Origin of the sequence: Flagellimonas sp. HMM57 (assembly GCF_021390175.1) — a bacterium.
Lineage (GTDB): Bacteria > Bacteroidota > Bacteroidia > Flavobacteriales > Flavobacteriaceae > Flagellimonas.
Map to the genome: position 1 here is coordinate 26,936 of NZ_CP090004.1, position 24,177 is coordinate 51,112.

Annotated in this window: 21 protein-coding genes; 6 read left to right on the forward strand and 15 right to left on the reverse strand. The window is 35.2% G+C overall.

Features of this window, described 5'->3' with window-relative positions; translation table 11 throughout:
• The first annotated feature begins 4 nt into the window (after positions 1 to 4).
• Genes LV716_RS00150 through LV716_RS00160 form a run of 3 tightly spaced genes read left to right on the forward strand, consistent with a single transcriptional unit; the run spans position 5 to position 1,410 of the window.
• Positions 5 to 385, forward strand: a complete 381-nt coding sequence (locus LV716_RS00150) for a hypothetical protein (RefSeq protein WP_163419270.1) — start codon at positions 5 to 7, stop codon at positions 383 to 385.
• Between the two features lie 11 nt (positions 386 to 396).
• The gene (locus LV716_RS00155) at positions 397 to 978 is read left to right on the forward strand and encodes an NAD(P)H-dependent oxidoreductase (RefSeq protein WP_163419271.1); all 582 of its coding nucleotides are present in this window, start codon (positions 397 to 399) and stop codon (positions 976 to 978) included.
• Positions 979 to 1,011: 33 nt separating this feature from the next.
• Positions 1,012 to 1,410 (forward strand): DUF6463 family protein, encoded by a 399-nt coding sequence (locus LV716_RS00160; RefSeq protein WP_163419272.1) that lies wholly within the window; start codon positions 1,012 to 1,014, stop codon positions 1,408 to 1,410.
• A gap of 1,099 nt (positions 1,411 to 2,509) precedes the next feature.
• On the opposite strand, the gene LV716_RS00165 is transcribed toward LV716_RS00160, so the two are convergent.
• The 15 genes from LV716_RS00165 to LV716_RS00230 form a co-directional block, all read right to left on the reverse strand.
• A complete protein-coding gene (locus LV716_RS00165) occupies positions 2,510 to 4,006 on the reverse strand; it encodes a S41 family peptidase (protein ID WP_163419273.1) in 1,497 nt (498 codons plus the stop codon).
• 114 nt (positions 4,007 to 4,120) lie between these two features.
• A complete protein-coding gene (locus LV716_RS00170; RefSeq protein ID WP_163419274.1) occupies positions 4,121 to 4,675 on the reverse strand; it encodes a hypothetical protein in 555 nt (184 codons plus the stop codon).
• A 3-nt stretch (positions 4,676 to 4,678) separates the two neighbouring features.
• A complete protein-coding gene (locus LV716_RS00175) occupies positions 4,679 to 5,248 on the reverse strand; it encodes a hypothetical protein (RefSeq protein ID WP_163419275.1) in 570 nt (189 codons plus the stop codon).
• A gap of 162 nt (positions 5,249 to 5,410) precedes the next feature.
• Positions 5,411 to 5,971: a BfmA/BtgA family mobilization protein gene (locus tag LV716_RS00180; RefSeq protein ID WP_163419276.1), complete on the reverse strand. Its 561-nt coding sequence runs from the start codon at positions 5,969 to 5,971 to the stop codon at positions 5,411 to 5,413.
• 670 nt (positions 5,972 to 6,641) lie between these two features.
• A complete protein-coding gene (locus LV716_RS00185; RefSeq protein ID WP_163419277.1) occupies positions 6,642 to 8,504 on the reverse strand; it encodes a carboxypeptidase-like regulatory domain-containing protein in 1,863 nt (620 codons plus the stop codon).
• A 92-nt stretch (positions 8,505 to 8,596) separates the two neighbouring features.
• Positions 8,597 to 8,734 (reverse strand): hypothetical protein, encoded by a 138-nt coding sequence (locus LV716_RS00190; protein ID WP_163419278.1) that lies wholly within the window; start codon positions 8,732 to 8,734, stop codon positions 8,597 to 8,599.
• A gap of 21 nt (positions 8,735 to 8,755) precedes the next feature.
• Positions 8,756 to 8,890 carry a hypothetical protein gene (locus LV716_RS18435; protein WP_255674276.1) on the reverse strand — a complete coding sequence of 45 codons (135 nt, stop codon included), beginning with the start codon at positions 8,888 to 8,890 and terminating at the stop codon, positions 8,756 to 8,758.
• Positions 8,891 to 9,265: 375 nt separating this feature from the next.
• Positions 9,266 to 9,958: an ATP-binding cassette domain-containing protein gene (locus LV716_RS00195; protein WP_163419279.1), complete on the reverse strand. Its 693-nt coding sequence runs from the start codon at positions 9,956 to 9,958 to the stop codon at positions 9,266 to 9,268.
• A gap of 1,005 nt (positions 9,959 to 10,963) precedes the next feature.
• Positions 10,964 to 11,101 carry a hypothetical protein gene (locus tag LV716_RS00200; protein WP_163419280.1) on the reverse strand — a complete coding sequence of 46 codons (138 nt, stop codon included), beginning with the start codon at positions 11,099 to 11,101 and terminating at the stop codon, positions 10,964 to 10,966.
• A gap of 114 nt (positions 11,102 to 11,215) precedes the next feature.
• Positions 11,216 to 11,527 (reverse strand): hypothetical protein, encoded by a 312-nt coding sequence (locus LV716_RS00205; RefSeq protein ID WP_163419281.1) that lies wholly within the window; start codon positions 11,525 to 11,527, stop codon positions 11,216 to 11,218.
• A 41-nt stretch (positions 11,528 to 11,568) separates the two neighbouring features.
• Positions 11,569 to 13,725 (reverse strand): peptidase domain-containing ABC transporter, encoded by a 2,157-nt coding sequence (locus LV716_RS00210; RefSeq protein WP_163419282.1) that lies wholly within the window; start codon positions 13,723 to 13,725, stop codon positions 11,569 to 11,571.
• Positions 13,726 to 13,728: 3 nt separating this feature from the next.
• Positions 13,729 to 14,880 (reverse strand): HlyD family secretion protein, encoded by a 1,152-nt coding sequence (locus LV716_RS00215; protein ID WP_233759187.1) that lies wholly within the window; start codon positions 14,878 to 14,880, stop codon positions 13,729 to 13,731.
• A gap of 348 nt (positions 14,881 to 15,228) precedes the next feature.
• Entirely contained in the window at positions 15,229 to 16,482 is a 1,254-nt protein-coding gene (locus LV716_RS00220; protein WP_163419284.1) for a site-specific integrase, read from the reverse strand.
• 662 nt (positions 16,483 to 17,144) lie between these two features.
• The gene (locus tag LV716_RS00225; RefSeq protein WP_163419285.1) at positions 17,145 to 18,698 is read right to left on the reverse strand and encodes a fibronectin type III domain-containing protein; all 1,554 of its coding nucleotides are present in this window, start codon (positions 18,696 to 18,698) and stop codon (positions 17,145 to 17,147) included.
• 370 nt (positions 18,699 to 19,068) lie between these two features.
• Positions 19,069 to 19,620 carry a BfmA/BtgA family mobilization protein gene (locus LV716_RS00230; protein ID WP_163419286.1) on the reverse strand — a complete coding sequence of 184 codons (552 nt, stop codon included), beginning with the start codon at positions 19,618 to 19,620 and terminating at the stop codon, positions 19,069 to 19,071.
• A gap of 640 nt (positions 19,621 to 20,260) precedes the next feature.
• Here LV716_RS00230 and LV716_RS00235 point away from each other — a divergent pair.
• The 3 genes from LV716_RS00235 (at position 20,261) to LV716_RS00245 (ending at position 24,174) form a co-directional block, all read left to right on the forward strand.
• Positions 20,261 to 20,485: a hypothetical protein gene (locus tag LV716_RS00235; protein WP_163419288.1), complete on the forward strand. Its 225-nt coding sequence runs from the start codon at positions 20,261 to 20,263 to the stop codon at positions 20,483 to 20,485.
• A 75-nt stretch (positions 20,486 to 20,560) separates the two neighbouring features.
• Positions 20,561 to 20,821, forward strand: a complete 261-nt coding sequence (locus LV716_RS00240; protein ID WP_233759188.1) for a hypothetical protein — start codon at positions 20,561 to 20,563, stop codon at positions 20,819 to 20,821.
• Between the two features lie 17 nt (positions 20,822 to 20,838).
• Entirely contained in the window at positions 20,839 to 24,174 is a 3,336-nt protein-coding gene (locus LV716_RS00245; RefSeq protein WP_233759189.1) for an RHS repeat domain-containing protein, read from the forward strand.
• Positions 24,175 to 24,177 lie beyond the last annotated feature (3 nt).

The window sequence follows — 24,177 nt, forward strand, 5'->3', positions numbered from 1 at the left end:
AGACATGAACATTTATCTATTTTCTGCAGGTGCTCTTTGCGTCATTTTAGGATTGTTTCATTCCATACTTGGTGAATTATCAATCTTTAGGGCCAAAGGAAGGTCTGATAATCTCGTAAGTGCTGACTTAAAAGTAAGACACTTGGGAATCATTTGGGCTACTTGGCACCTAGCTTCTTTTTTGGGTTGGTGCATTGGTGCCATGCTTATAAGCATAGCACTTGAACAAGACTTAATAAGTATTGAACTTTTAAAATTCATAATTACTTCAATTGCAATCGCAATGGTAAGTTCGTCTATTTTGGTTTTTATCGGAACAAAAGCAAAACACCCTGGATGGATAGTTTTATTGGGAATTGGAATTTTAACCTTGCTAGGAATTTAAAATTAAAAAAAATGAGTATAAAAATAGCCTTGATAGTAGGCCATCCTGACAAGGAAAGTTATAATTATGCTTTGGCACAGGCTTATAAAAAAGGAGCACAGGCATCAGGTTTTGAAATTCAAGAAATCGTCATACAAGATTTAAAGTTTAATCCCAATCTTCAATTCGGCTACAGAAAGCGTACAGAACTTGAACCTGATTTATTAAAAAGCCAAGAAATATTGAAATGGGCAAGCCATTTAGTTTGGGTCTATCCGGTTTGGTGGGGCTCAGTTCCCGCAATTATGAAAGGTTTTTTAGACCGTATTTTACTGCCAGGGTTTGCTTTTAACAAAAGGAAAAACTCAATATGGTGGGATAAGCTTTTTACTGGCAAAACTGCACGTATTATCTGCACGTTAGACCAACCTGGTTGGTATTACAAGTGGTTTTATGCAAGCCCTAGCCATAAGGCAATGAAAAAATTAACAATGAACTTTGTTGGAGTTAAAAAAGTAGGCATTACAACCATAGGACCTATCAGACTATCCAAAGAAGCGTTTAGGGAAAAATGGTTGAAAAAAGTTAAAAAGCTAGGTCAATTGAGCAAGTAATTCAAGAATATTCAAAACCACATATAGAAAATAATGAATGGAAAGATTTTAATATTTTTGGGAATTGCCCATACACTTTTGGGAATTTCGCCATTTGCGTTCGGAAAACAGTTTGAAGGATTTGCTGACAAATTCTTTTTTAAAGTTAGTAACGGGCTTTTTGAATTTCCGTTACTGAACGGGCAAATGAACTACGAGAATTTTTCAGCGTTTTGGTTTGTCTATTATGGACTATTGCTCATTCCTCTTGGAATTTTGGTCAGTTATATAGAGGAGAAAAGCGGACAAATACCAAAAAACTTTATTTTGACTTACTTGATTATCGTATTAATCGGAGTCTTTATGATACCTTTTTCCGGAATGACATTTTTAATGTTACCACATGCAATTTATATGTTGTTTCAAAGATGTAAACTGAAAGGCGAAAATTAAAAAACCGAATCTCAAAGCTGATCAAGAAATAACGATTTGCCAGCATTGTATAAAGAACATAGCTAGTAGTGCTAAACTGAAAGTTTATATGCATTTGTAAACATCACCAAATCCCAGATTTGACTTAGTAGCAAATTGAAACTTATCATATATTTATATGCTACGTTTCTTATACTAACCGTTGTACCTATATAAGTTCGGAAATCAATTCTGGATTTCAAGGAAAGTACAGAATTAAAATAAAACGTAATTAAAAAATTACTGCACGTAACAAGGGCTATAATTCATTTCGGTTGAATTTCGATTAGGAATTCAACATTCATAAGCTGTCTTTCGGCTACGGCGGAAAGAATCCTACGGATTTTTCCGTTCCACGCATCCATAGGAAAAAGTATTCCCAAACCTATTTCTAGCTTTTTTCCATCAATGGCAATCCTAACATAAAGCGGAGCGCTATCGCCTTGCTTTCAGTAAGGAGTTAAAAAAATAGGTGACCGACTAGGTTACTTTTTAAGCAAAAAAATAGCTAACCAAATGAAATCAAAAAAATAAATTATTGATTTTCATAAAGTTAGCCATTTCGTGATACCATAGAAAATGGTTTCGTCGGGGTGGCAGACTTAACCGCCACTTTATATCACACTGTTAATCAGTATTTTACTTCATTTTTTAGAAATATGCACACCTAATTGTACACTAAAACCATAAAAAGAACTTTGAAGATATAATTTGCTCTTCTTTGATATCATAAAGGTACAAATTATATGAATATTAATGAACTTCATTCAGCATAAGAGCAATTATGATACAAATGGTTTATTGTAGCAAATAGCACAAAGCTCTGCTACTTAATATAAAAGTAGAAAGAATTCTAGCTTTCTTTCCTCCTGTTACCGTAAAATTAAGTAGCTTGGTTATACCGGTTGAGATTAGCTATGTAAAAGCTTACCCGGTATTCCAATTGATTTTCCATGATATCTAACTTTCAATTTCATCAGGTCATAATGTTTTAAACCTGCTTCCAGAAATGGAAAAAACCTAGGAACAAATAGAAGTAAACAAGAACAAGTAAATACTTATACTTTGTTAGGCACGGTCTTTATTCGGTTCTTATTATTTCCAATAGTCTATTAAGTTGATAATCTTCTTTCAAGAATATCTGGTCTAAACTTCTTTCTATTTTAATGTCGGGTTCGGTGCCGATTCCATCTAATATTTCACCATTTTTTTGAAAAGAGACCATTGTGCTTATTTTTCCACGTAATCCTGAATTTGGCAATTCAAATCGCTGACTATTTCCACTTGAACCGTCAGTGTTCACGCCAACAATTTTTATGTTCGGCAATCCTTTAAATGTGGAAACGAGAATAGAAGCAGCGCTAAAACTTCTTTCATTGGTCAAGATATAAATAGGCTTGTTGTAATGGTATTTGTCTTTTGAGATTTTTTGGCCATTGAAAATATAGTAATGATATTCACTGAATTTATCGTTATCCAAGTTATACATCGGTTCAAAAGAAGCCGTAAATTTATCGACTGCATTTTGTTCCCGAATGTCCAACTCCTCTTTTGAAAATAAGTAGCGATTGTGCAAATCCTTCTTTAATCCATCATTCAAGGGTAGTTTACCTCGTTGTCGTGTGGCGTTAACAACATACACGGAATCTGGATGAACAAAATACCCGGCTAATTCTTGAATTAAATCACGAGTTCCGCCACCATTGTCTCTTACATCTATAATTAAGGCATCAGTTTCTTTTGCCTTTGTCATAAAATCATTAAGAAACTCAAAAAATGTAGGGCTATCATCTTTACTCAACATATCGACAATTTGAATATAGCCGACGTTATCTTTTGTCGTAAAAAACCGTTGGATAATTTCTATATCATTTGACTCTTCCTTTTGTAAAAAGAAATTTTTCTTATGAAATCGCTCATCCCACAAGTATGCCTTGTCATCATCTGGCACTAATTTGATATTTACTACTTTCTCAATTCCATTTTCATTTGTGAACGTTATGGCAAGCGGATTGGGCAAGTCTATATTTAGGATGCTAAAAACGGTCTCTATATCCCTCAAGTCCCTAACTGCACGAAGGGAATATGAGCTTTTTGGAGCAAGTTGTTCATTAGGAAGGATTTTTGGCAAAATCTTTTCTATTGGTAGGTGATTTATAGCTTTTAAGTAAGGAAATTGTGAATTCCAAAAAGCGTATTTTTTGTTCACCTTGTCATATTCGAGTACTAAAACCTTATCCTTAAATGGGGCAAATGATAATGGAAAATAAAGTGTTCCTGGTAAATCGTACCCTTTTATGTAAGAATGCCTATCTCCAATTTTTCCGATAGTTTTGGATAAGAACAACCCAAAATCAGATTTAGCTATTTTTGTTCCGCCTGTTTGCTCCAGATATTTTTCAAAATCCTTTCGGTAATCAAATCCGTTTAACCCTTGATATGAAGATTGGTCTTGAAGAATATCACCAAGAAATTTTAGGTCATTTTCAATTTCGTTTTTCGTTAGATAATCAGGTTCATTTTGCGCGTTGCAAAAAAGCATGAAGATTGATAATGGAAAGACTATGTAAATTTTCATTGACGATTGTTTCTTAAATTCTGCTTACGGTCTCGGCTATAAGCAATTGATTGGTACGCACTTACTAATTTAATCGCTAACCCACGCAATTACGCATAGCCATTTACAAATAGTTTATTTTTCACAATATCTCCATCCATTGCTAGTTTTCGCAAAAGTCAATTTCCTAATTTTAAAATCGGTTGTGTTTTCGTTACTTAAAATTGAAAAAGGAGTTATGTTTACCTTTTTATAATTTACTTTGACTTCCGCTTCATTTAGTGACGGAATTTCGTGAACCTCTTTTACTTCTTCAACTTCATAGTCAAAGGCCAATAATTCAACATATTGTTTTTTATCGCTTTCTGTCTGTTCAAAAACAAATTCCTTGGTCTTATCAAGTAATTTGATATCATAATACGTGTATGTTCCATAATATCGCACCTTTTTCCTTCCAAGTGAATCGATTTTAAGAAGTCCAATATCTTCAAGTTCTCGAAGTTTTTCAAACTCCTCTTTGTCCCTATTGAAAATTGTCCGTTCCCCGTATTGGAATTTTACGGTTTTGCGATATGGCTCTTTTTCAAGACATTCGTTTATGATTTCCTCAGCTTTGGAATTGGAAAGGCTATCTGAGCAAGATATTGTCAATAAAGTTATGAGTGTTGAAAATAAAAATATCCTTTTCATAGTTTAGTTCCAATTAATATTTAAGTTTCTAATTTCAAATTCACCTTCCTCTCTATTTCCTCCACCATCTTTATTCCTGAATCGAAAAGTTCCATTAATCAGGCTTAATTTTTCAGTTTGGGGAAGTACATTTCTAAATATTAGTTTTCCTTGAATTAGCAAATTTGTTGGAACGTAAAACGATTCCGTTTCCATTCTACTTCTAGATTCAGGAAAAGAAGCACTTTTAAACTCGTAATTACTTCCCGTTTCGCTATATGCAATAGGTTTTTTACTTCCCGTGTAAAGGTAAAGTTGTTGGTGAGGTAATGAATGCTTGATTGTAACTGCAAGTTCAACAGTTTGCTCGATAGAATTCCCTTTACATTCAAGAACTTTAAATTCAAAATTTGAATTAAAGCTTTTGGTATCCGAAACCTCCGAATTGTTATATAAATCGCAAAAATCGACTTTCTCTTGAAGAACTTGATTTTGTTGTTCAAGAATAGTTATTTGTTCTTGCAATTCAGCTACTGTTTGACTTTTTCCTACTAATGAAGTTAGTGCAAGTCCTAAAAATAAAAGTTTCTTCATTTCTCTATTTTGGTTTAGAATTATTTGTAAAGTTTATTGCTGTTTTCTACGCAAATAAGGACTATACTCAAAAGCCTTTCAAAAGTAAGTGCTGAAACCTTTTAAAAAAGGGACATTAAAGGATACTTCTGGGATATATAAAAAAGAAAAAGGTCTGTCGTTCTAATGGTTTTTTATGGTTCTCTTATATTTTTCTATTGCTTGAATGGGAAGCTCCAGCTTTAGGTAGTCCTTTCTGAAACTGTTCTTAACGATTTTCACATGTTCGAGCACATAGCTAAAATCCTTTTTTAGAGAATCCATTCTATCCTCTAATCGGTCATATCGGATTCTGGGAACAGTGGTCTCTTCCGTCCACTCTTCCTCTTCATGGCCATTTTCAAATTTCTTTTCTATAAAATCAAAATCATCCTCAAAATCACTGTCATTTTCTTGTTCAGCTTGTTGTTCGAACAATGATTGCAACATGGCAACTGTTGGTAAGGTCTGGCTCTTTTCAATATCCTTAATAATGGCTATAGTGGCATTGGTACGTTTTCGGTTCTTTATGATTTCGTCTACCATACTTTTCCCGAAACGGTCTGAGGGCAAAAAACCATGCCACTCGAAAAAGTCCATCACCATATCCAAAGTTTTGGAATAGCTGTTTGAAACCTTTCTTGAAAAGCTCTTGAACCTTAACAAGGTTTTCTTTTTTATCCGTACCGTTTTAAAATCATCCATTTTGAGTTCTTTTTATACCGTATTGTGACAATATTTTTCAGTTTTTTATGGGCTTTTCAGATGTTTTGTGACAATTTGTTTTCTCCTTTCAAAACTTATAAAACCCCAAACCCCTTGTAAACAGGGGCTTTACGGAGTAAATGAAAAACGTAGCGCTGCGCCAGCACGTTACCCTCTTGCTCTTCCATTTTTTCCCGCTGGTCAAAATTCCGAGCCACCTGACTAAAAAGTCAGTTGCTTTTTTCTAAAAAAATTCAATCCTTTTTGATGGGTACTGTTATCGGGAAAGTCAAATCAAAAAAAGTAGATAACCGTACTTAAAAAATGCTGTATTCAGCTTCATAAATATAGTCCCTTTATTATCAAAAGAAAAACGTTGTTTGTTCCCGTTTGATACGTTTTGGAGCTAAAAAATATGATTCTGGAAAAAACTAAAAAATAAAACACCAGATTTGAGGTGAAGATTTAAAAATTAAAAAATACAATGATGGTGAAATGCTTGTTGAACTGGAAACAACTCGACCTTAGGAAGAGTTGTTCTATTTCAACAATGCCAGGGAAACCTAAAAACAATTTCTTAAGTATGATAAAATGCTATTATGGTGCTTATTAGTTTAGTTTATTCATATCAGATTTCTATATATAGAAGTGACCAACTATAATCGAAATATTAAAAATGAAAAGCAATTCCTGCACTTATGCCAATAGTGTTCATTAGCAAATTATCCACTGGTTCTATGGAAAGGTTTTCATCGCCACGTTCAATAAATGCCTTTTTCCTAAAAAGAAAAAAGCCGTCTCTTTCCTTAATCAAAAGCCCAGTTTTTGTGTTGAACTGAACATTATAGCCAGCAGCTATAAAATAATGTAGCTTATGGCTCTTTTCAATACTCAACTTTAGACTTGGTTGCACCCTAAACCCTCTTTGAGAAAGAAAAACAGCATTTCTATCACTGTCAAAAGATTTTCCATTGAGACTAAAATCAGACGATGCGTTAAATGTATCTATAAACCAATCAAATTGTTGATACCCCAGTTTTATTCTGGGAGCAATTGTTATGGGTCTGCCATTTGGATTTAGATTAAAAGTCTTTGAAAGCGATACATCATGAGCGGTGATACCTGTTCGAAATATTTTGCTCTCACCGGCATATCCAATATGAAAATTATCGCTCAATTCATATAGAAATGTGGAAGTTACACCCAAAGTATTTCTTACCGAGTTGGTCGGTGATGAGTGCTGGACGGTCAAAGCTTGGTTCGGAAAGGCTATATTGTATGGCGCACTTTCTATGGGCAAATAGGTAAAATCAACTTCCAATGACAAACGTTGAAGAATATTAAAAAGTTTATTAAAACGACTTTTTTGTGTTTCTTTTCCTTTTGAATTATCCGCAGATTTAAAAAGTTTCTCATAGTTTTTATTCGGCTGGATAATAGTATAATTGTCCCAAAAGTCGGGGTGATATTCCTTTTGTTCATGCAAAAAAATGTCATTAAACTGTATCCTTTCCATATAAGGTATATCGGTACTATCGGTCTCTATAGAAGTAGTAATGTACGTACTCGTTAAATTAAGTTGTTTGCCTTTTCTCTTAAAAGCTGTTTCATAATGGGAACTTTTAAATCGCCACAACTGGTCATCACCAAGTTCATAGGTTGTGGTAAAGTCGAGGAATTGACGATTGTGACCTGTTATCTCAAAAAATGAATGGTAGTTGTATTCTGCCTTTACAATGGCAAATGTGGAATCCATGATAAAGAGGTTACCGGATAATCTTCCCTTTTTCTTAAAATATACTTGATAAACCTCCTTGTCGTGTTGTCGTAAAGTATCTTTGATCTTGTACGTATAACCCACAGGATTACCTAAAACACCTTCCCTACGCTGAACCACATCGAATCTGTGTACATGATGAGTACCTCCGACAATTCTTGTATGCAGAGAATCTAATAGACTACCTTCGTATTTACGCAACTCGATAAGTTTTACATCCCCAGAGCGTTGCTTTTTATCATAGGGTCTTTTAATGGATTCAAGTACGGCTTCTGCAATATAGATGGGTTTCTCTGGATCTTGGTCCCAACTTGTAATTTCCCTAAGAAACCCCCGATGCCGTTCTTTGTCTCTTGAGTAATTATTGGGAATGGCACGAATGGCACTTTCAACAAGCTCACGTCCATAATCACGTGAAAAAAGTGTTACCGCCTGTAATTGTGTTATATCCTCTGTTAATATAATCTTGTTAAATCCTTCGGACGCAATCATTTTTTTTGTCACATAGCCCATTGAAGAAACTATAAGCCGCTTTCTGATAGTCTCTGAAGCACATACTAATTTAAATTCCCCTTTGTTGTTGGATACGGTTCCAATACGGGTGCCTTCAAAACGTAAATGGACCAAAGGCAATGCATTGTTCTGCTCATCAACTATCCTGCCTTGGACGCTTATAGTTTGGGAAAAACACATGTTGGAAGACGATAAGATGAAACTTACCACAAACAATGCCGGAAATAGTTTTAATAAATACACTTAATAGGTAAATAAATTAAGTACGACATAACAAATCAGATATTGCCCAAAGTTGGCAATATCTGATTTTAATGAGCCATTATACTGGCTATCTAAAATTGACCATCGATAATAGCCCAACCAGCAATTACCCCTATAACGAATCCTATCAAACCAAGAAACCCTCCATTAGTGTTTTCCTGTTCTGATTTTGACATTTCTTCTACGTTAAATTCTTTTAAATCTTTCATAATTATTGATTTCTTCTTTTATTAACTAGTTAATAATCCGATTATTATTCCAACGGCTAGACCTATCAAAAGACCTCCGAACAAGCCTCCTCCTTGGATTTGTTGACATTCTTTTTTTTGAAGTTCTTGAACTCCCAAAATCTCTAAATTCTCCATTTTTAAAAATTTAAATTAAACATTCATTTTGCAATCAAAACCAAAATTTCTAATGTGCACAGTTCTGAGTTACAACATAAATATGAGCATAAGCACTCTCAATTTTTGAGAGTGCTAAAATTTTAACAGCCTTTTCAATATTATCGAACCGTGATTAAAACAAACTATCCAAATCGACACCCAAAACTCTAGTCTTCAGAACTAACTTTTGGGTATCTTAAATAACACCTAAACCATTAGTGTTTTTTTGTATGTATCACTTGTTGATTACCAATGAAGACTTACCCCTTTTCAAAAACCTCAAAAAACACAATTAATGGAAAGAAAACATACTTAATGCTATAAAAAATCAATCTAACAAATTGAAGTTAAATTCTATCGTTCAGTTTTAAAAACTGAGGATATTTTATCACTTAGAAAGGTAGAGGTTTCTTTTTTTATGTTGGCAAAATTTTGTCTTCCATACTTTTTAGCTAGAACGCCATCCTTTAAGTAATAAATATCAGAACATATATTTGTAAGTGATTCAATGATATGGCTGGAAATTAGGATGGTACAACCCTGTTCTTTCTTTTTTTCAATAATACTTTTAAAAAGCTCAACGCCTTCCATATCAATACCATTAAAGGGTTCGTCCAATATATAAATTGGTCTTTCTAATAACAAGAGTCCCAAAAAGGATATTTTCTTTTTCATTCCAGTGGAATAATGCTCCACGTACTTAGTTAAAGGCAAATCAAAAACATCTATCAATTCGTGCATATCAGAATTTTTATTATCAGATGTTCTTAAGAGAAAATTTAAATATTCTCTTCCTGTGATTTTCGGGAAGAAAAAAGGAACTGTTGGAAGGTAAGCTATGTGATTTTTTATAGGATCAAAACTACTGAGGATTTCTCCTTCGTACTTTTTTAAGCCACAGATACATTCAAAAAAGGTAGATTTTCCAGCACCATTTCTTCCTATAATCCCATGAATTTCATGCGGCTCGAAAAATGTATTTACTCCTTTTAATACATGTTGGTTTCCGTAACTTTTCCTTAATTCTTTTACCTCTAAAAAATCCATAAAATCAGCTAGTCATTATTTGTGTTATATTATAAATTGCCTTTCTTTTCAAAAAATAAAAGTATATCAGTGCAATTACTGATAAAAGTGGATTAAAAAAGCCTATTATTAATATACCAATAGATATACCAAGGCTTATTTGAATAGAGAATAGATTGTTTAAATATGCATACTTGGACAACATACAATTGATTACTCCCAGGCAGGAAGCAAAAACCACGAAAAGAACATCTAAATTTTTTGTAAAAAAAACGTTGGGAATGAAAAAAATGACTGATAAAAACAAGGTTTTTTTTAATACTGATCTTATTTTAAGATGTATAAACTCCGTGCTTTTACACTTCGAAATCCAAATCCAATAAACAGGTTCAACTTTTTGATAGTAAAAACCAATGGTAATTATAAAAAACACATAACCTGCCGAGGCTAAGTTATAGTTCCCTACAGAAAAACCTATAATACTTATACCTATTGTAATCAAATGAATGTACCAATACTTTCTAAAACCTTCAATAAATTCAAAATCTTTCATTAGGAAACTTAAATTTATTTTTTCCAGAATTGAAAACGAAAAATTAAAATAAAAAAAGGAAATCAAAAGTGTAAAAGTCAAGGCAAAAACTATAGCGTAATAGTAATCTAAAAAAAAGAAAAGAATAAGGAACGGTAGTGCAATCAGTATGTTAATTAAAAATAAACAGCCATATCTTTTGCGATAAAAGAACAACCATTCTCTTTCTTTTTTTTTCGGCGTTAACGAATACATTGTACTAACAAACAAAACAGAGGCTATTATCTCTCCATACTCATAGGCTTCCAATTGCCTTTGAAAAAAAAACAAACCTAAAATCAGTATAGGGTATATTAAGATATGAGGAATACCAAAATGTGAGATTTCCCTATGAAATATTATAAACTTATATTTTAAATATGCTATCAAACGTTGAAAACAAAAAAACATCTAGTTGTAAAACTAGATGTCAAAAAATTACATTTTTATTTGTGCTAGTAAGCCTTATGCGTTCCTAATGGGCCTAAAAGATAGAATGCAACAACTACTGCCAAAGGTAAAAAACCTCCATCAGTTTCTGTAATTTCTTTGGCATTTAACTCTTGAACCCCAAAACTCTCTAAATTTTCCATTTTTTAAATTTTAAATTAAACATTCATTTTGCAATCAAAACCAGAATTTCTAATGTGCACAGTTCTGAGTTACTTAACAAATATGAGCAAAAGCACTCTCATTTTTTGAGAGTGTCAAAATTTCAACAACCCTTTCAAAATTTCAAAACTGTTACCTCCAGTAATGTTTCTTTCTGAGGTTGCATCCAACTGTTCGATGTAGTAGCCACATCTAAATTTTGTAGGTTCAGTATATACATAGCTTCGTTTATTAAAATCATAGCAGACAGGTGCATTTAATGCTTTCATGGTCTCTATGATCCTAAAGACAGTGGCCTCTGACACCTGTAATCTTTTCGCTAAATGTTTTGGGGTTCCTGTAGCTCCCAATTGAATCAATTGATCTATACGTTCCAATAGAGCAATTTGCTTTGTTAGTTTTTTCATGCTATCCTTTCAATTTATTATAAATGAGATGTTTTTATTAATTAAACCGATTGTGGGATTTGTTGTTGCCAAAGTTTATAGTAAGCCCCCTTTTGTTCATAAAGCTCTTTATGTGAACCTTCTTCTAAAATCCTGCCCTGTTCAAGAACAACAATTTTATTCGCATTTACCACGGTACTCAACCTATGGGAAATAAGTACAATGGTCTTGTTTTGATTGCGCATCCGTTCAATTGTTTTCTTCACAAAACTTTCCGAGCTGCTATCTAAAGACGCCGTTGCCTCGTCCAATACCAAAACTTCAGGTTGTTTGTAAAGGGCACGGGCTATAGCAATACGTTGTCTTTGACCACCCGATAGGGTAGCTCCATTCTCTCCGAGGTACGTGCCGAATCCATTGGGTAAGTTTTCTATGAAATCCAGTATTCCAATATCCGTGCAGATTTTAAGAATACGATCCATATCTGGTGCATATACTCCCACGGCAATGTTCTGAACCACATTTCCGGCAAAAAGATCAATCTTTTGGGGAACGACGCTTACCAAATTACGGAGACTTTCATTTTCAATATATTTTAAGTCAATATCACCAATCATAATACGACCGCTTTTTATTAGATAAATATTTTGTAACAATGATATCAAGGTTGATTTGCCTGACCCGCTTTCACCTACCAAAGCGGTTACTGCTCCTTTTTCCAATGTTAAATTCAATTCATTGAAAACATCCACTCTTGTACCATAGCTGAAGCTTACGTCCTTGAAGATGATATGCCCAATTTTCTCTTTGGTGAGTGCAATTGTTTTATCTGTCTCTTCCCGTTCCAGATCCATGATCTCAAACAAGCGGTCTGCTGCTATAAGGGCATTCTGGATTTCTTTATTTGCTCCTATTAGGTCGGCCAAGGGTCCAGTGAAGTACCCTATAATGGCATAGAACGATAGCAGTTCACCTGGTGTTATTTCGCGATCGATAACAAAGCCCGCTCCCGACCAAAGCAGTATTATGGTAAAAAGCTGGGCTATGGTATTGGAACTAGTGCCGGAAAAAACAAAGTTTAATGCAGATTTATATCCGCTCTCCAATAGCTTTATAAAACGTGTTTCAGTCTTTATATTCGCAAAATCTTCCAAACCAAAACTTTTAATGGTTCCTACTGAATTTAGTGATTCCACTAACTGACTTTCCAGGTCAGCGGTCTTTTCCATTACTTTGCGTTCAACTCTTTTGTTGAGCTTATTGACAATAACATAAATGAGAATGTATACTGGAATGATAATGAACATGATCAAAGCAAGCTTCCAGTAATAGGTAAACATAATCCCAAAGGAGAATATGACTATTAAAACGTTTACCGTTAAATTGAGCGATACACCGTTTATGAAATGCCTTATTTTAACCGCATCATTAATTCTTGATATAATTTCGCCTACACGCATTGTATCAAAAAATTGTTGGGGCAATTTCAATAGATGTTTATAATAACCCAATATCAACCGTGCATCGATCTGCTGACCTGTTTTAATGAGAAAAATATCTTTGAAAGCTCCAATGAACAACTGAACCACTAGGAGGATAATCATTATGACACCCAATAGGTTCAGTAGTTCTATATTATCGTCCACCAATACATAATCCGTGATCTTTTGAATATATATCGATGTTGAAAAACCTAATAAAGTATACACCAAAGCCCCAATAAACGCTTGGATCAAAACAGATTTATGAGGCCTGAGCAAAAACCAAAAGCGTTTAAAGACAGAGACTTTTTCATTTGCTTCTTTAAACTTTTCACTCGGCAACATTAGTAATAAAACTCCGGTCCATTCATTTGTGAATTCTTCATGAAGGCGCTTTTCCATTTTGCCTGTACCAGGATCCATTATTTTAATATGGGTTTTATCTACAGCATAGATGACCACATAATGGTGTAATTGCTCTTTGACAACTATATGGGCAATAGCGGGTTTTGGAATCTTAGAGAGGCTCTCAAAATCACCTCTCACCCCTTTTGCTTCAAAACCCAGTTTACCGGCTGCTTTAATCAGCCCATATACATTAGTGCCCTTTTTGTCCGTTCCTGCATATTGTCGTATTCTGGAAATAGGTGTTTCAAACTTGTAATGTGCGGCAATTGACGCTAAACATGCTGCTCCGCAGTCAGTTATATCATGCTGTTTAATTGTTGTTTTTGGCATGTTCTAATTATTCGTTCCCGGATTCATCCAATCGTCTACCTTGTCATATAATAAGCTGAACAGGGTTCGTTCAGCCAACTCAAATCGGGCATTCAATGTCATTCCTTTTTTTAAGTGTCCCTTGAAACCATTGCTTAATTGTAAGTACTTGATATTGATTTTACACAACACTTTAAAGACGGGGTTGTTGTCGACGATCTCTATATCATTGCCTATTTCTAGAATTTCTCCCTTGACAAGCCCCCATTGGTTATAATTGAAAGTATCTATTTGAAAGTTGACCGACTTGTTTTTATCCAGAAGTCCAATATCGTTAGGAGCTATATAACACTCCACAATTAAATTGGAGTCGGGTGAGATTTCTCCAAGTTCCATACCTTGGTTTATAAACATGCCATTGTTCAATCCCTTTGCATTTAATATGGTTCCCTTTATTGAAGCGGTCAATACATAATTTTTTTTCTCTTGTTCCAGTCGTTTACGATTACTGGATAATTCTTTAATGTCATTTTTAAAGCTTGAAAGATCCAGTTGCCAGGAACTAATGGTTTGTGCTTTATGTGCTCTGATGTCATTTAGGGCAACGTCATTTTTAAATTTTGCATTCTCATGATCGACCTTGGAGATTACGCCTTTTTTATAGAGTGTGGAATTTCTCATATGATCCCGATGTTCTTTTTGGTATATGGTCCGTAGCTCATCTTTTTTTTCAATGAACACTAGGTACTCCTTTTTATATCTGTTGGAAGTAAGGCCTTTTAGATTGGCTGTTCTCCCATTAATGAGATACTCCAAGTCTTTAGTATAGGCTTCGGTTTCGTTTATCTGAAGTTCTAAAAGAGCTACTTGTTCCTCTAAATCCGAGCTGTTCAGGACCAGCAGAGTATCACCCTTGTTTACTTTTTGATTATTTCTGAGGTTGGAAAACAATATTTCCCCGGAACTTATCAATGTCAGGGATACACGTTCCTTATTGGGTTTTAAAATACCTCTGGATGTGTTGAAAACAGAAACTTTAATCAGGGGTAATGCCCCAAGAGATAATAAAATGAACGATAAAATAACGGAATAGATAATCTTACTACTGCTACTATGTTTAAATTGATGAACTTCTACGGTTGAATTCAGTATTTCCTTTGGAAAAATTTGTTGCATATTTTTATGTAAGCTTCCTTTAACTATAGAGGAGCGATTATCCTTCTCTAGGTTATTATAATTGCTTTTTTTTAAATTGAGCATAGTCCAATGTCAACCATACCAATACAGACACCACCACATACAAGAGGTGTAACCCTTTTAGTTTGCTTGTTTTTTGAAACCTTCAACAGAGCCACAAGTGTTGAAAGCACTCGTTTTAATGGTTCAGATATTAACTTTCTTTTGTTCCGAAAGAAACCCTAACGGAACCAAAAAGAAAATGAAATGTTACGAAGGCAGGAAAACCTTGGGACAAACTATGTGTTTTATGGGATTAGTAATTTGACGGTGATTATGTGATGTTACTCAACAATTACTTACAGTTTTCCTATCTCTCTTTTCTTTAAAACGTTCCAATAGGTTGTTTATATCCTCGCTTATCTTGCTCTCGACCACTCTGGCATATATCTGTGTAGTGGACAGCTTGTTATGCCCCAGAAGTTTGGACACCGTTTCTATGGGTACACCATTGGACAGCATCACCGTAGTGGCAAAGGTATGTCTGGCAACATGAAAAGAAATCTTCTTGTGGATACCACAGGATTTTGCAATTTCCTTTAAATAGCTATTGGTCTTTTGGTTGGAGCTGATGGGTAATATATTTGCTACAAAGCGCATTTCTCTAGCTCTACGATACTTTTGGAGTACTCTCCATGCTTTGGGTAGAATCGGTATTTTGACGAGCTCATCTGTTTTCTCTCGTTTGGTATATATCCAATTATTGTTGTCTATGCCCTTGACAATATTATCTTCTGTTAGCTCCTTTACATCTACATACGATAGTCCCGTATAACAAGAAAAAACAAAGCAATCTTTTATCCGCTGTAATCGTTCGCTTTTAAAATCCGTGTTCTCCAATAATTCCAGTTCCCTTTCCGTTAAAAATGCCCTATCGTATTTATCGTATTTTAATTGGAAGCGGTCAAACGGGTTTTTATGCATCCATTCCAGTTTAATGGCTAGGTTTATCATTTTCTTGAAACGTTCCAGATGTTTCATTACCCCATTGTTTCCCATAGATAGTTCTTTCTTGGAATCCTTGTAATCACGTAGGTAATGTTCAAAATCTGTGACAAACCTATAATTTACCTGTTTCAGGTACATGTCCTTTACTTTTCTTTTTTTGTCCAAAAATCGGTGCAGGTACTTTTCCGTGGTATAATAGTTTTTCATGGTACCTGCTTTCAAAACACGCACCATATTGCCATTATGGTAACTTATTAGTTCCCGTAAGGTCTTACTGTTATCATCTTCTCCTAAATATCTGGTTTTTATCGCATCCGAGGATATGATTTTATCTTCCCCTAGCAGCTCCTTGTGACATTGGAGCAGTTTGGTATATACTTGGTTTAGATAGGCGTTCAGAATCCTTATTTTTTCTGTATTGCCTTTTCCCTTGGTTTTGGTGCTGTCCCATTGGATAACATGGACATTTCTTTTCAAACTAATTTCCGCTCGTTTGCCTTCCACAGTGATACGCACATAGATGGAAAGTTGTTTTGGATTGCTTCTTGATTTTCTGGTGAAGAAAATAATAGTGAAGGTGCTTTTTGATTTCATTTTAAGGTGACTTTGGTTCAACAATAATTTGTAAGGACGAAAGTCAAATCATGCCTCAAAGCTCCATAAAGTTAGTACAATTTCAGTGAACGATTGCACACCTAATTGCACACCTTTTTATTGGTTTTAAATGGTTTCATTTGGCATCAAAAAAAATGTGTAAAAACAAAAAACACTGATAATCATACGATTAACAGTGTTTTGTTGTGACCTATTTCTAGGTTCGTCGGGGTGGCAGGAAGTCTGCCGTTCCCTGTATGTTTTTAATAATCAAAAAGTTACATTTTATTAATTAATCAGGTAACCGAATTGGTAACTTATTTGATAAGAACTTTTGTTTCTATTTGCTTGTTTAAAGCAGCTCAAAGGTACAATTTAAACCCAAAAAAGAATAAATAATATTTCATTTTTTTAACCTAAAAGGTAAATCTTTGAACAATGTCTTTAGACCACACAGCTCGTTGGGGGACATGTCTCCCAACGAATACATCGAATTGAATGAAAATAGCCCGGCGGGTTCTCTAGTTATGACAAGTACCTACCTAATCTTGGGGGGAGGTCATGGTTTAGCATTAAGCTTAGCAAATATACACCAAACCGAAAATCCTCGCGAATTTTCAGAAGTAGGCGAAAACAAGCAATTACTTATAGCATTGTTGTCATTAGTTATTTATAGTATATTGAAATTCTATTTTATGGTATCCGTTTTCGTCTTTAGTCTCAATATATCCGTCATTAAATTGACTTAGATAATTAAAATCTTCTTGAGTAATATTACCTGTCAAATATCCTTTGTTCTGTGCTCCTTGTTCAAAGAAAACATAGTTCTGGAATGTTTTATCATGAAATTTTATTTCTGATATTTCATAATCCTCAAATTCAGATATGAAAGTATCTTTAAATGTAATTATAAATTGTAATGGGGAAAACTGAGCTGTTGAATTATAAATATTAGCAGTATTGACCTCAACGGTTGTAGCTGAATAAATTTTGTTGTTTACAGAAACAATGTTACTATAGGATTTTTTGTTGTTAAACCCCCAATCTAAAACGAGTTGAAGTTCATGGTCTTCATTAGGTGAAATAAGGTCTGTGTTGAACTGGGCGGTAGATTCAGTGGTATTATTGCGTGTAAGCGCACTACCTAAATCATATTCAACACCATTTAAAATGTATACAGACCTACTAGGTTGTCCATTTGACGTCCCAACGGTATATCCAGTTTCAGTTAATCTATCCCACACTAGCCGAATCTGACCTTGCACATAGTAGACATCAATATTAAAATTATCCGGAGGAGTAGTATCCGTTAAAATATCAATAGAATTACTAAATGATTCATTCCCAAAAGGGTCTACTGCCTTAATTTTGAGTTCATAATTCGTATTGCCATCAAGATTATAAATGCTGTGATTAAATGTTGGGGTTGGTGCGGAACTTAAATCAAAAAGCGTTTCTGTTACGTCATTATTGTTTAATATAACCCGATATTCCAATATATCATCTTCAGGATCATTTGCTTCATTAAACCTAAAAGCAGCTGCAGCGAACCCATAGGAACTAAAATCGACTAATTCAAATGATTCTGGGGCAATATTTTGTAGTGTTTTAAACTCAAAATCCTTCATGAGAATTTGTCCATTATCAGCTATTGCCCTTACTTGTCCTATATAGTCTGTATTATGTTCCAATGAACTAATTTCATATGATAGATCAGTTATGTTTTCTTGTACAACTTCATTATTTATTAAAATGGTATAAGAAATAGCATTATTTTCAGAAGTAGATGATTCAGTCCAGTTAATTGTTGCGCCTGTATAGTCCATCTCACTAATGGAAATAGTGAAATCCTGGGGAACTGGCAGACTCGATGTTGAAAACGATTCTGTAGAAAAAGTTTCAGCTCCCTTGGTATCCCTAGCAATAATTTTTACATTGTAACTTGTTTCATTTGTTAAATTCTCTAGGTCATAACTAAGATCGGATAAATTCTGCACCACTATATTATCATTCAATTCTATAGAATAGGACACAGTATTTCCATCTGGGTCAATTGCTTGCGTCCAATTAAGTTTTGCCTTGGATGACTGAATTTCAGTTACGGTAATTGTAAATTCGTTAGGTGCTGAATTAGGTGTCTCTGAATCATCTTCAGATTTACAGTTAAATAATGTAAAAATTATTGCAAATGATAATACATAATTTAATTTCTTCATTTTAAGTTTTCTTTTTAAGTAACGCCAACTTGTTTATATCCAGAACTTTAGGTTGTTTTTCATTTTAGTCCCCAATGAAAAGATAAAAACCCTTATTAATTACAATTGAGATTGATTTACTTTACGAATTTGGCAAGCTGATTTTATTTTTTTCGCCTTTCATAGGGTTAATCTTATTTAGGTCAATAAAGTTTTTCGTTAGTTATAATTGACCACAACAATCAGTTATATATTGTAAATTTTATTGCTAGTTCTTGTTCAAAGAAGAGCTATATCCATAAATCATTCAATAATAAGTGCTGAAACCTTTTAAAAAAGGGATATAAGAGAGTATTCCTGGGATATAAAAAACGAAAGGAGGATTTGTTTTTTAATGATTTCTTATGGTTCTCTTATATTTTTCCACTGCTCCCATGGGAAGCTCCAGTTTTAGATAGTCCTTCCCGAAATTGTTTTTGACGGCTTTTACATGTTTGAGCACATAGCCAAAATCCTTTTTCAGCAAATCCATTTTATCCTCTAATCGGTCATATAGGATTTTGGGAACGGTGGTCTCTTCAATCCACTCTTCTTCTGGTTTTCCATTGGGAAACTTCTTTTCTATAAAATCAAAACCATCCTCAAGATCACTGTCTTTTTCCTGCTGTTCAAATAACGATTGCAGCATAGCCACTGTTGGCAGGGTCTGGCTCTTTTCAATATCCTTGATGATGGCTACAATGGCATTGGTACGTTTCCTATTCTTTATAATTTCCTCTACCATACTCTTTCCCAAACGGTCATCAGGCAAAAAACCGTGCCACTCGAAAAAGTCCATCACCATATTTAAAGTTTTGGAATAGCTATTTGAAACCTTTCTTGAAAAGCTCTTGAACCTAATCAGGGTTTTCTTTTTTATCCGTACCGTTTTAAAATCATCCATTTGGGCTGTGTTTTATGGTGTATTGTGACAATATTTTTTAATGTCCATGGGGATTTTCAGAGGTTTTGTGACAATTTGTTTTGCCCTTTCAAAACTTACAAAATCCCAAACCCCTTATAAACAGGGGCTTTGCAGAGCAAAATGGATACGTAACGCTGCGCCAGCACGTTACCCTCTTGCTCTTCCATTTTTTCCGCTGGTCAAAATCCCGAGCCACCTGACTAAAAAGTCAGATGCTTTTTTTAAGGAATTTACATTCCGTCCTATAGTATATATCGATGTGTACGGTATATCTGGAAAGTCAAATCAAAAAAGGGGATTGACCGTACTTAAAAAAATGCTGTATTCAGCTTCATAAATATAGTGCCTTTATTATTAACAGAAAAAAGTTGTTTGTTCCCGTTTGATACGTTTTGGCACTAAAAAAATATGGTCATGGAAAAACTAAAAGTCAAAACACCGGATTTTGGGGCGAAAGCCCAAAAATTGGAAAATATTCAGATTTCACAATCCCATTTTACTTCTTTTTCGTCCCATTTTTAATGGGGCCCAACACTTTTTATGGGATGGTTTGTGCAAAGAATCAACATTTGATTTAAAGCAACTTTAATAGAACCGTCCATTGCGAACTTATTTACTCTTGCGAACTTATTTACTCTTTTTTCTGGTTTTACCTGGTCTTTTTTTTCAAGAGTCGAATGCGCAATTGGGTTTTTGCAGTGGTAATTATTGTGATGCCATTTTTAGGCTGGAAGCGGATACCGATAATAACAATGAATCGGAAAACCCACTAATACAGCTAAGGCAAGATGGAGGACTATTTGGGGGTGAACATGAAGCTTCTAGAGAAGAGATGATGCTTTAGTTCTCAAACAAGAGAAACGATTACAAAAACTTGAGAAAGATTTCACAAAAAATAATAACTAAAAGACCAATGACTATGCGATTTTTTCTTTTTGCCTGCATTTGTACACTAACTGGCTTAACTGTAAAAGCACAAGACTATAGTCTAACAAATCCTGAATATTATGTAGAACGAATTCCTACAAGTCCAGAGGTTGCGGGACTGGGCACTTATGGGAATTTACCTGTTGATAAACACACAGGTACTGCCAATGTGAGCATTCCAATACATACTATTGATTTTGAAGGCCTATCTATTCCCATCAATCTTGCATACAATACAGGGGTATTCGTGTAGGTCAAGAAGCTACTTGGGTGGGTCTGGGATGGAACTTAAACGCCAATGCGGTAATCCGTCGAAAGATAAATGGGTTTGATGACCTGTTGGATTTGGCCAATGCTTCACCATTCCTTCAAAGCAAAGGCTATATATATTCGCCATCGGTCAATATTAATTCAAGTATTCCCAACCAAAAACTTACTGTTAGCGATTCTACAATGATTTCTAATTCATATTCGAATCGTCAGGCTTTGGATATGGAACCTGATCTTTTTACAGTAAGCCTTTTTGGAAGAAGTTATTCTTTCACGCTATCAAAATGGGATGGTAATAGTGAGTTCATCTATGGCATTAACCACGATAATGCCGAACTGGTCATCCGTTATTACGTGGACGACCAACGGTTTGAGATTGTCGATGCCCATGGCTTTACCTACTATTTTGATAGTAAGGAGCGCTCTGATCCCTATCGTTCACAAGAAAACCCTTTTTATTTACCAGATCTTGGTGGTTCACCAAACATTGAAAATGAAGTTCTTGCCAGAGATCAAGTAGGAGTTATCGCTATAGATTTAAGTAAAGTAAGGAATGCCATTATGTCCTTCCACCTGGACAGTATATCATCGCCCTTTAAGCGGAAACTGCACTTTGAATATGAAGATGGACTTTATTTTACCTACCCAAACTATTCCCATAGTATAACCATTAACCCAAATGGTGGAGGGGCTAACGCCAAACAGGTTTATAGTTATACAGGAAATGTGACCAATAGTTTTTCGGTCGGCTGCAACATTACGGTAATCAAAGCCAAGTACCTTAAACGTATCCATGGGGATTTCGGGGAAGTGGAATTTGAATTGGAAAATAGGGATGACCTTTATAATTGGGAGATACATGACGAGATTACAGGTTTCTTGCATCCCAATGCTCTTCCCAACGCATCTTTGGGAACTATTTATGCAACTAAACAGCGTCGACTGTCAAAAATCATCGTACAGAACAGGGTGGGTGAGCAAATTAAGCTTGCTAATCTGCATTATAGTTATTTCAATGCTGACAAGATTTCCGATGCCGAGCCCGAGCGTTATTTGCGCTTAAAGTTAGACAAGGTCGAGATTGATGATAGGGATTACCATTTTGATTACCTGTATGAAAATAGCCTGCCCGCTAAAGATTCTCCTTCAGTCGACTTTTGGGGCTTTTACAATGGCGAAACAAATATTGGCAATAATAACAAAGTTTTAAGAGCACCTTCCTTTGGCCGATATGTAAGATATAGTCCTGGAGCAGGAGCACCAAAGGCAGATAACAAATATGTCATTTATGAAGGAGCTACCCGTAGTAGTAATTTTAAGTATGGCAAAATAGGGTTGTTAAAAACAGTTTACCACCCTACCAAAGGACGCACGGAGTTTGAATATGAAGGCAACCGTGTTACAGTGGAAACCCCTACAAACCCCGGGAACGTACATTATAATTCTACTGACTATAAGTACAGTTACCAATATCTTGAGCGAGCTGAGCTGCAAAAATCGGGAGGAGTTACTATAAATGGCTTTTTTACCATTCAAGGGGCAGGTACTGTTCCTGGAGATAATATTGTTGTAAGAGCAGTTGTTAGTTGTGGCAATTATGGACAGGGAGGCGGTAATTGTTCCACCGGTAATCCATTGGATCTCCTTCTCATTACCAATTTAAACAATCCATCTGAAGTTTATGGAACGATGACCACCAATGGTTTGTCTTATGACTCACAGACAAGTCTTGAAGGTACTTTAAGTCTCCCAAATGGGACCTATAGTTTGTCCATCAATCCACAAGCCAGCCCTGTTGGACTTTCTGTATCCATTACTGATGCTTATATAATTGATATTCCTCCGAGTGAAGACCTATTGGTCAAAGAGTATGAGGTGGGTGGAGCACGTATAAACAGTATCACGGACTATGGTTCCGATGGTCAATTTGTCTCAAAACGCACTTATGATTACAGCAAATACACGGTTACCAATACTTTGCTTTCATCGGGCTTATTGATGGACGAATTGGTCTACCATTCCATTTATGGCGCTTTTGACTATACACCAGAGGGATACAGCGATACATTTTTTAATATGGGTGGCTCTGGCTTGCTCAACGGTCCTGGCAACCATATTGGTTATACCCAGGTCACTGAGAAGAAGGTCGATTCTACCGAGAATCAATTGGGGAGCAATACCAGTCTGTATTATAACCAGCCCAATCAGCATGTACTGCGCTATGTTGGAAATGTGCCAGAATATGGCTGGTACAATTATAACAATAACTTAGGGGGAGACAATTTTGTTTCCTATGGTAATGTCTATTACCTGGGTCTTACCCCAAATTCTAATGCCCATCTAAATGGCAAGCTTTTTTGGGAGACCGTTTATAACAATAATGATAGGGTGGTGCAAGAGACCATCAATCAGTACTCCACTCATGAAGTGGGGATAACGGACGCGGCCAAAGTATATTTCAGCGGCTCATCATTGGCTCCCATAGCACATTACGCCATTTATCCCATGTACCAAAGGGTCGCTTTATTGGATAGTACTGTGACCAAACAGTATTTCAATGAAAATACCGCAACTCCAGATATAGTTTCTTCAACTGTGATTCAAGAGTATGGGAATAAAAATAGCCTATGGCCTTCCATACATTTTTGGCCAACACGTACTACAACTATAAACAGTGAAGGGGAGAACCTAATAAAAGAAACCCTTTACCCAATGCAGAGTAGTGGTCCATATATGTCTGAACTTATCGCTGCAAATAGACGCGCACAACCTGTGGAAGTTAAAGTATATAATGGCACTACTTTTTTAGGGGAGCAAATTACAGAATATGGTCCTTTGAATGTACTTTCAGATAAATACAAGCCAAAAAACATAGTTACAAAAAAAGAAGGTAGTTCTGAACAGCAACAAATTACATACGATCTCTATGACGATTATGGAAATTTACTTCAATATACCCTGAATGATGGCACCCATGTTTCGTATGTGTGGGGATACGATAACAAACTTTATCCTGTTGCCAAAGTACATAATGCAGAATGGGTAAATGTGCAACAATCGTTGACCAGCGGAGAAAATGCAGAACTTCTAAATAGTACTACCTCAGAAACACGGATGCGGCAATTGTTGGATAAGATCAGGGCAGCTTTGCCGGACGCTTTTGTAACCACATATACCTACAAACAAGGCGTGGGTATAAGCACCATGACAGACCCTAGGGGTTATACCACGACCTATGGGTATGATGGTTCTCAACGATTGGAAAAGGTTAGGGATGCTGATGGGAATATCCTATCGGATACCCAGTATGAATATAAGACCGCCGTTCAGAACTAAAAA

Excerpts from the sequence above, each read along its gene's own strand:
- LV716_RS00175 (WP_163419275.1), bottom strand. The coding sequence starts at position 5,248 with ATGAAGAAACTTTTATTTTTAGGACTTGCACTAACTTCATTAGTAGGA.
- LV716_RS00225 (WP_163419285.1), bottom strand. The coding sequence starts at position 18,698 with ATGAAGAAATTAAATTATGTATTATCATTTGCAATAATTTTTACATTA.
- LV716_RS00220 (WP_163419284.1), bottom strand. The coding sequence starts at position 16,482 with ATGAAATCAAAAAGCACCTTCACTATTATTTTCTTCACCAGAAAATCA.
- LV716_RS00210 (WP_163419282.1), bottom strand. The coding sequence starts at position 13,725 with ATGCCAAAAACAACAATTAAACAGCATGATATAACTGACTGCGGAGCA.
- LV716_RS00170 (WP_163419274.1), bottom strand. The coding sequence starts at position 4,675 with ATGAAAAGGATATTTTTATTTTCAACACTCATAACTTTATTGACAATA.
- LV716_RS00160 (WP_163419272.1), top strand. The coding sequence starts at position 1,012 with ATGAATGGAAAGATTTTAATATTTTTGGGAATTGCCCATACACTTTTG.
- LV716_RS00180 (WP_163419276.1), bottom strand. The coding sequence starts at position 5,971 with ATGGATGATTTTAAAACGGTACGGATAAAAAAGAAAACCTTGTTAAGG.
- LV716_RS18435 (WP_255674276.1), bottom strand. The coding sequence starts at position 8,890 with ATGGAGAATTTAGAGATTTTGGGAGTTCAAGAACTTCAAAAAAAAGAA.
- LV716_RS00240 (WP_233759188.1), top strand. The coding sequence starts at position 20,561 with ATGCGATTTTTTCTTTTTGCCTGCATTTGTACACTAACTGGCTTAACT.
- LV716_RS00165 (WP_163419273.1), bottom strand. The coding sequence starts at position 4,006 with ATGAAAATTTACATAGTCTTTCCATTATCAATCTTCATGCTTTTTTGC.
- LV716_RS00215 (WP_233759187.1), bottom strand. The coding sequence starts at position 14,880 with ATGCAACAAATTTTTCCAAAGGAAATACTGAATTCAACCGTAGAAGTT.
- LV716_RS00195 (WP_163419279.1), bottom strand. The coding sequence starts at position 9,958 with ATGGATTTTTTAGAGGTAAAAGAATTAAGGAAAAGTTACGGAAACCAA.
- LV716_RS00190 (WP_163419278.1), bottom strand. The coding sequence starts at position 8,734 with ATGAAAGATTTAAAAGAATTTAACGTAGAAGAAATGTCAAAATCAGAA.
- LV716_RS00150 (WP_163419270.1), top strand. The coding sequence starts at position 5 with ATGAACATTTATCTATTTTCTGCAGGTGCTCTTTGCGTCATTTTAGGA.
- LV716_RS00205 (WP_163419281.1), bottom strand. The coding sequence starts at position 11,527 with ATGAAAAAACTAACAAAGCAAATTGCTCTATTGGAACGTATAGATCAA.
- LV716_RS00200 (WP_163419280.1), bottom strand. The coding sequence starts at position 11,101 with ATGGAAAATTTAGAGAGTTTTGGGGTTCAAGAGTTAAATGCCAAAGAA.
- LV716_RS00155 (WP_163419271.1), top strand. The coding sequence starts at position 397 with ATGAGTATAAAAATAGCCTTGATAGTAGGCCATCCTGACAAGGAAAGT.
- LV716_RS00230 (WP_163419286.1), bottom strand. The coding sequence starts at position 19,620 with ATGGATGATTTTAAAACGGTACGGATAAAAAAGAAAACCCTGATTAGG.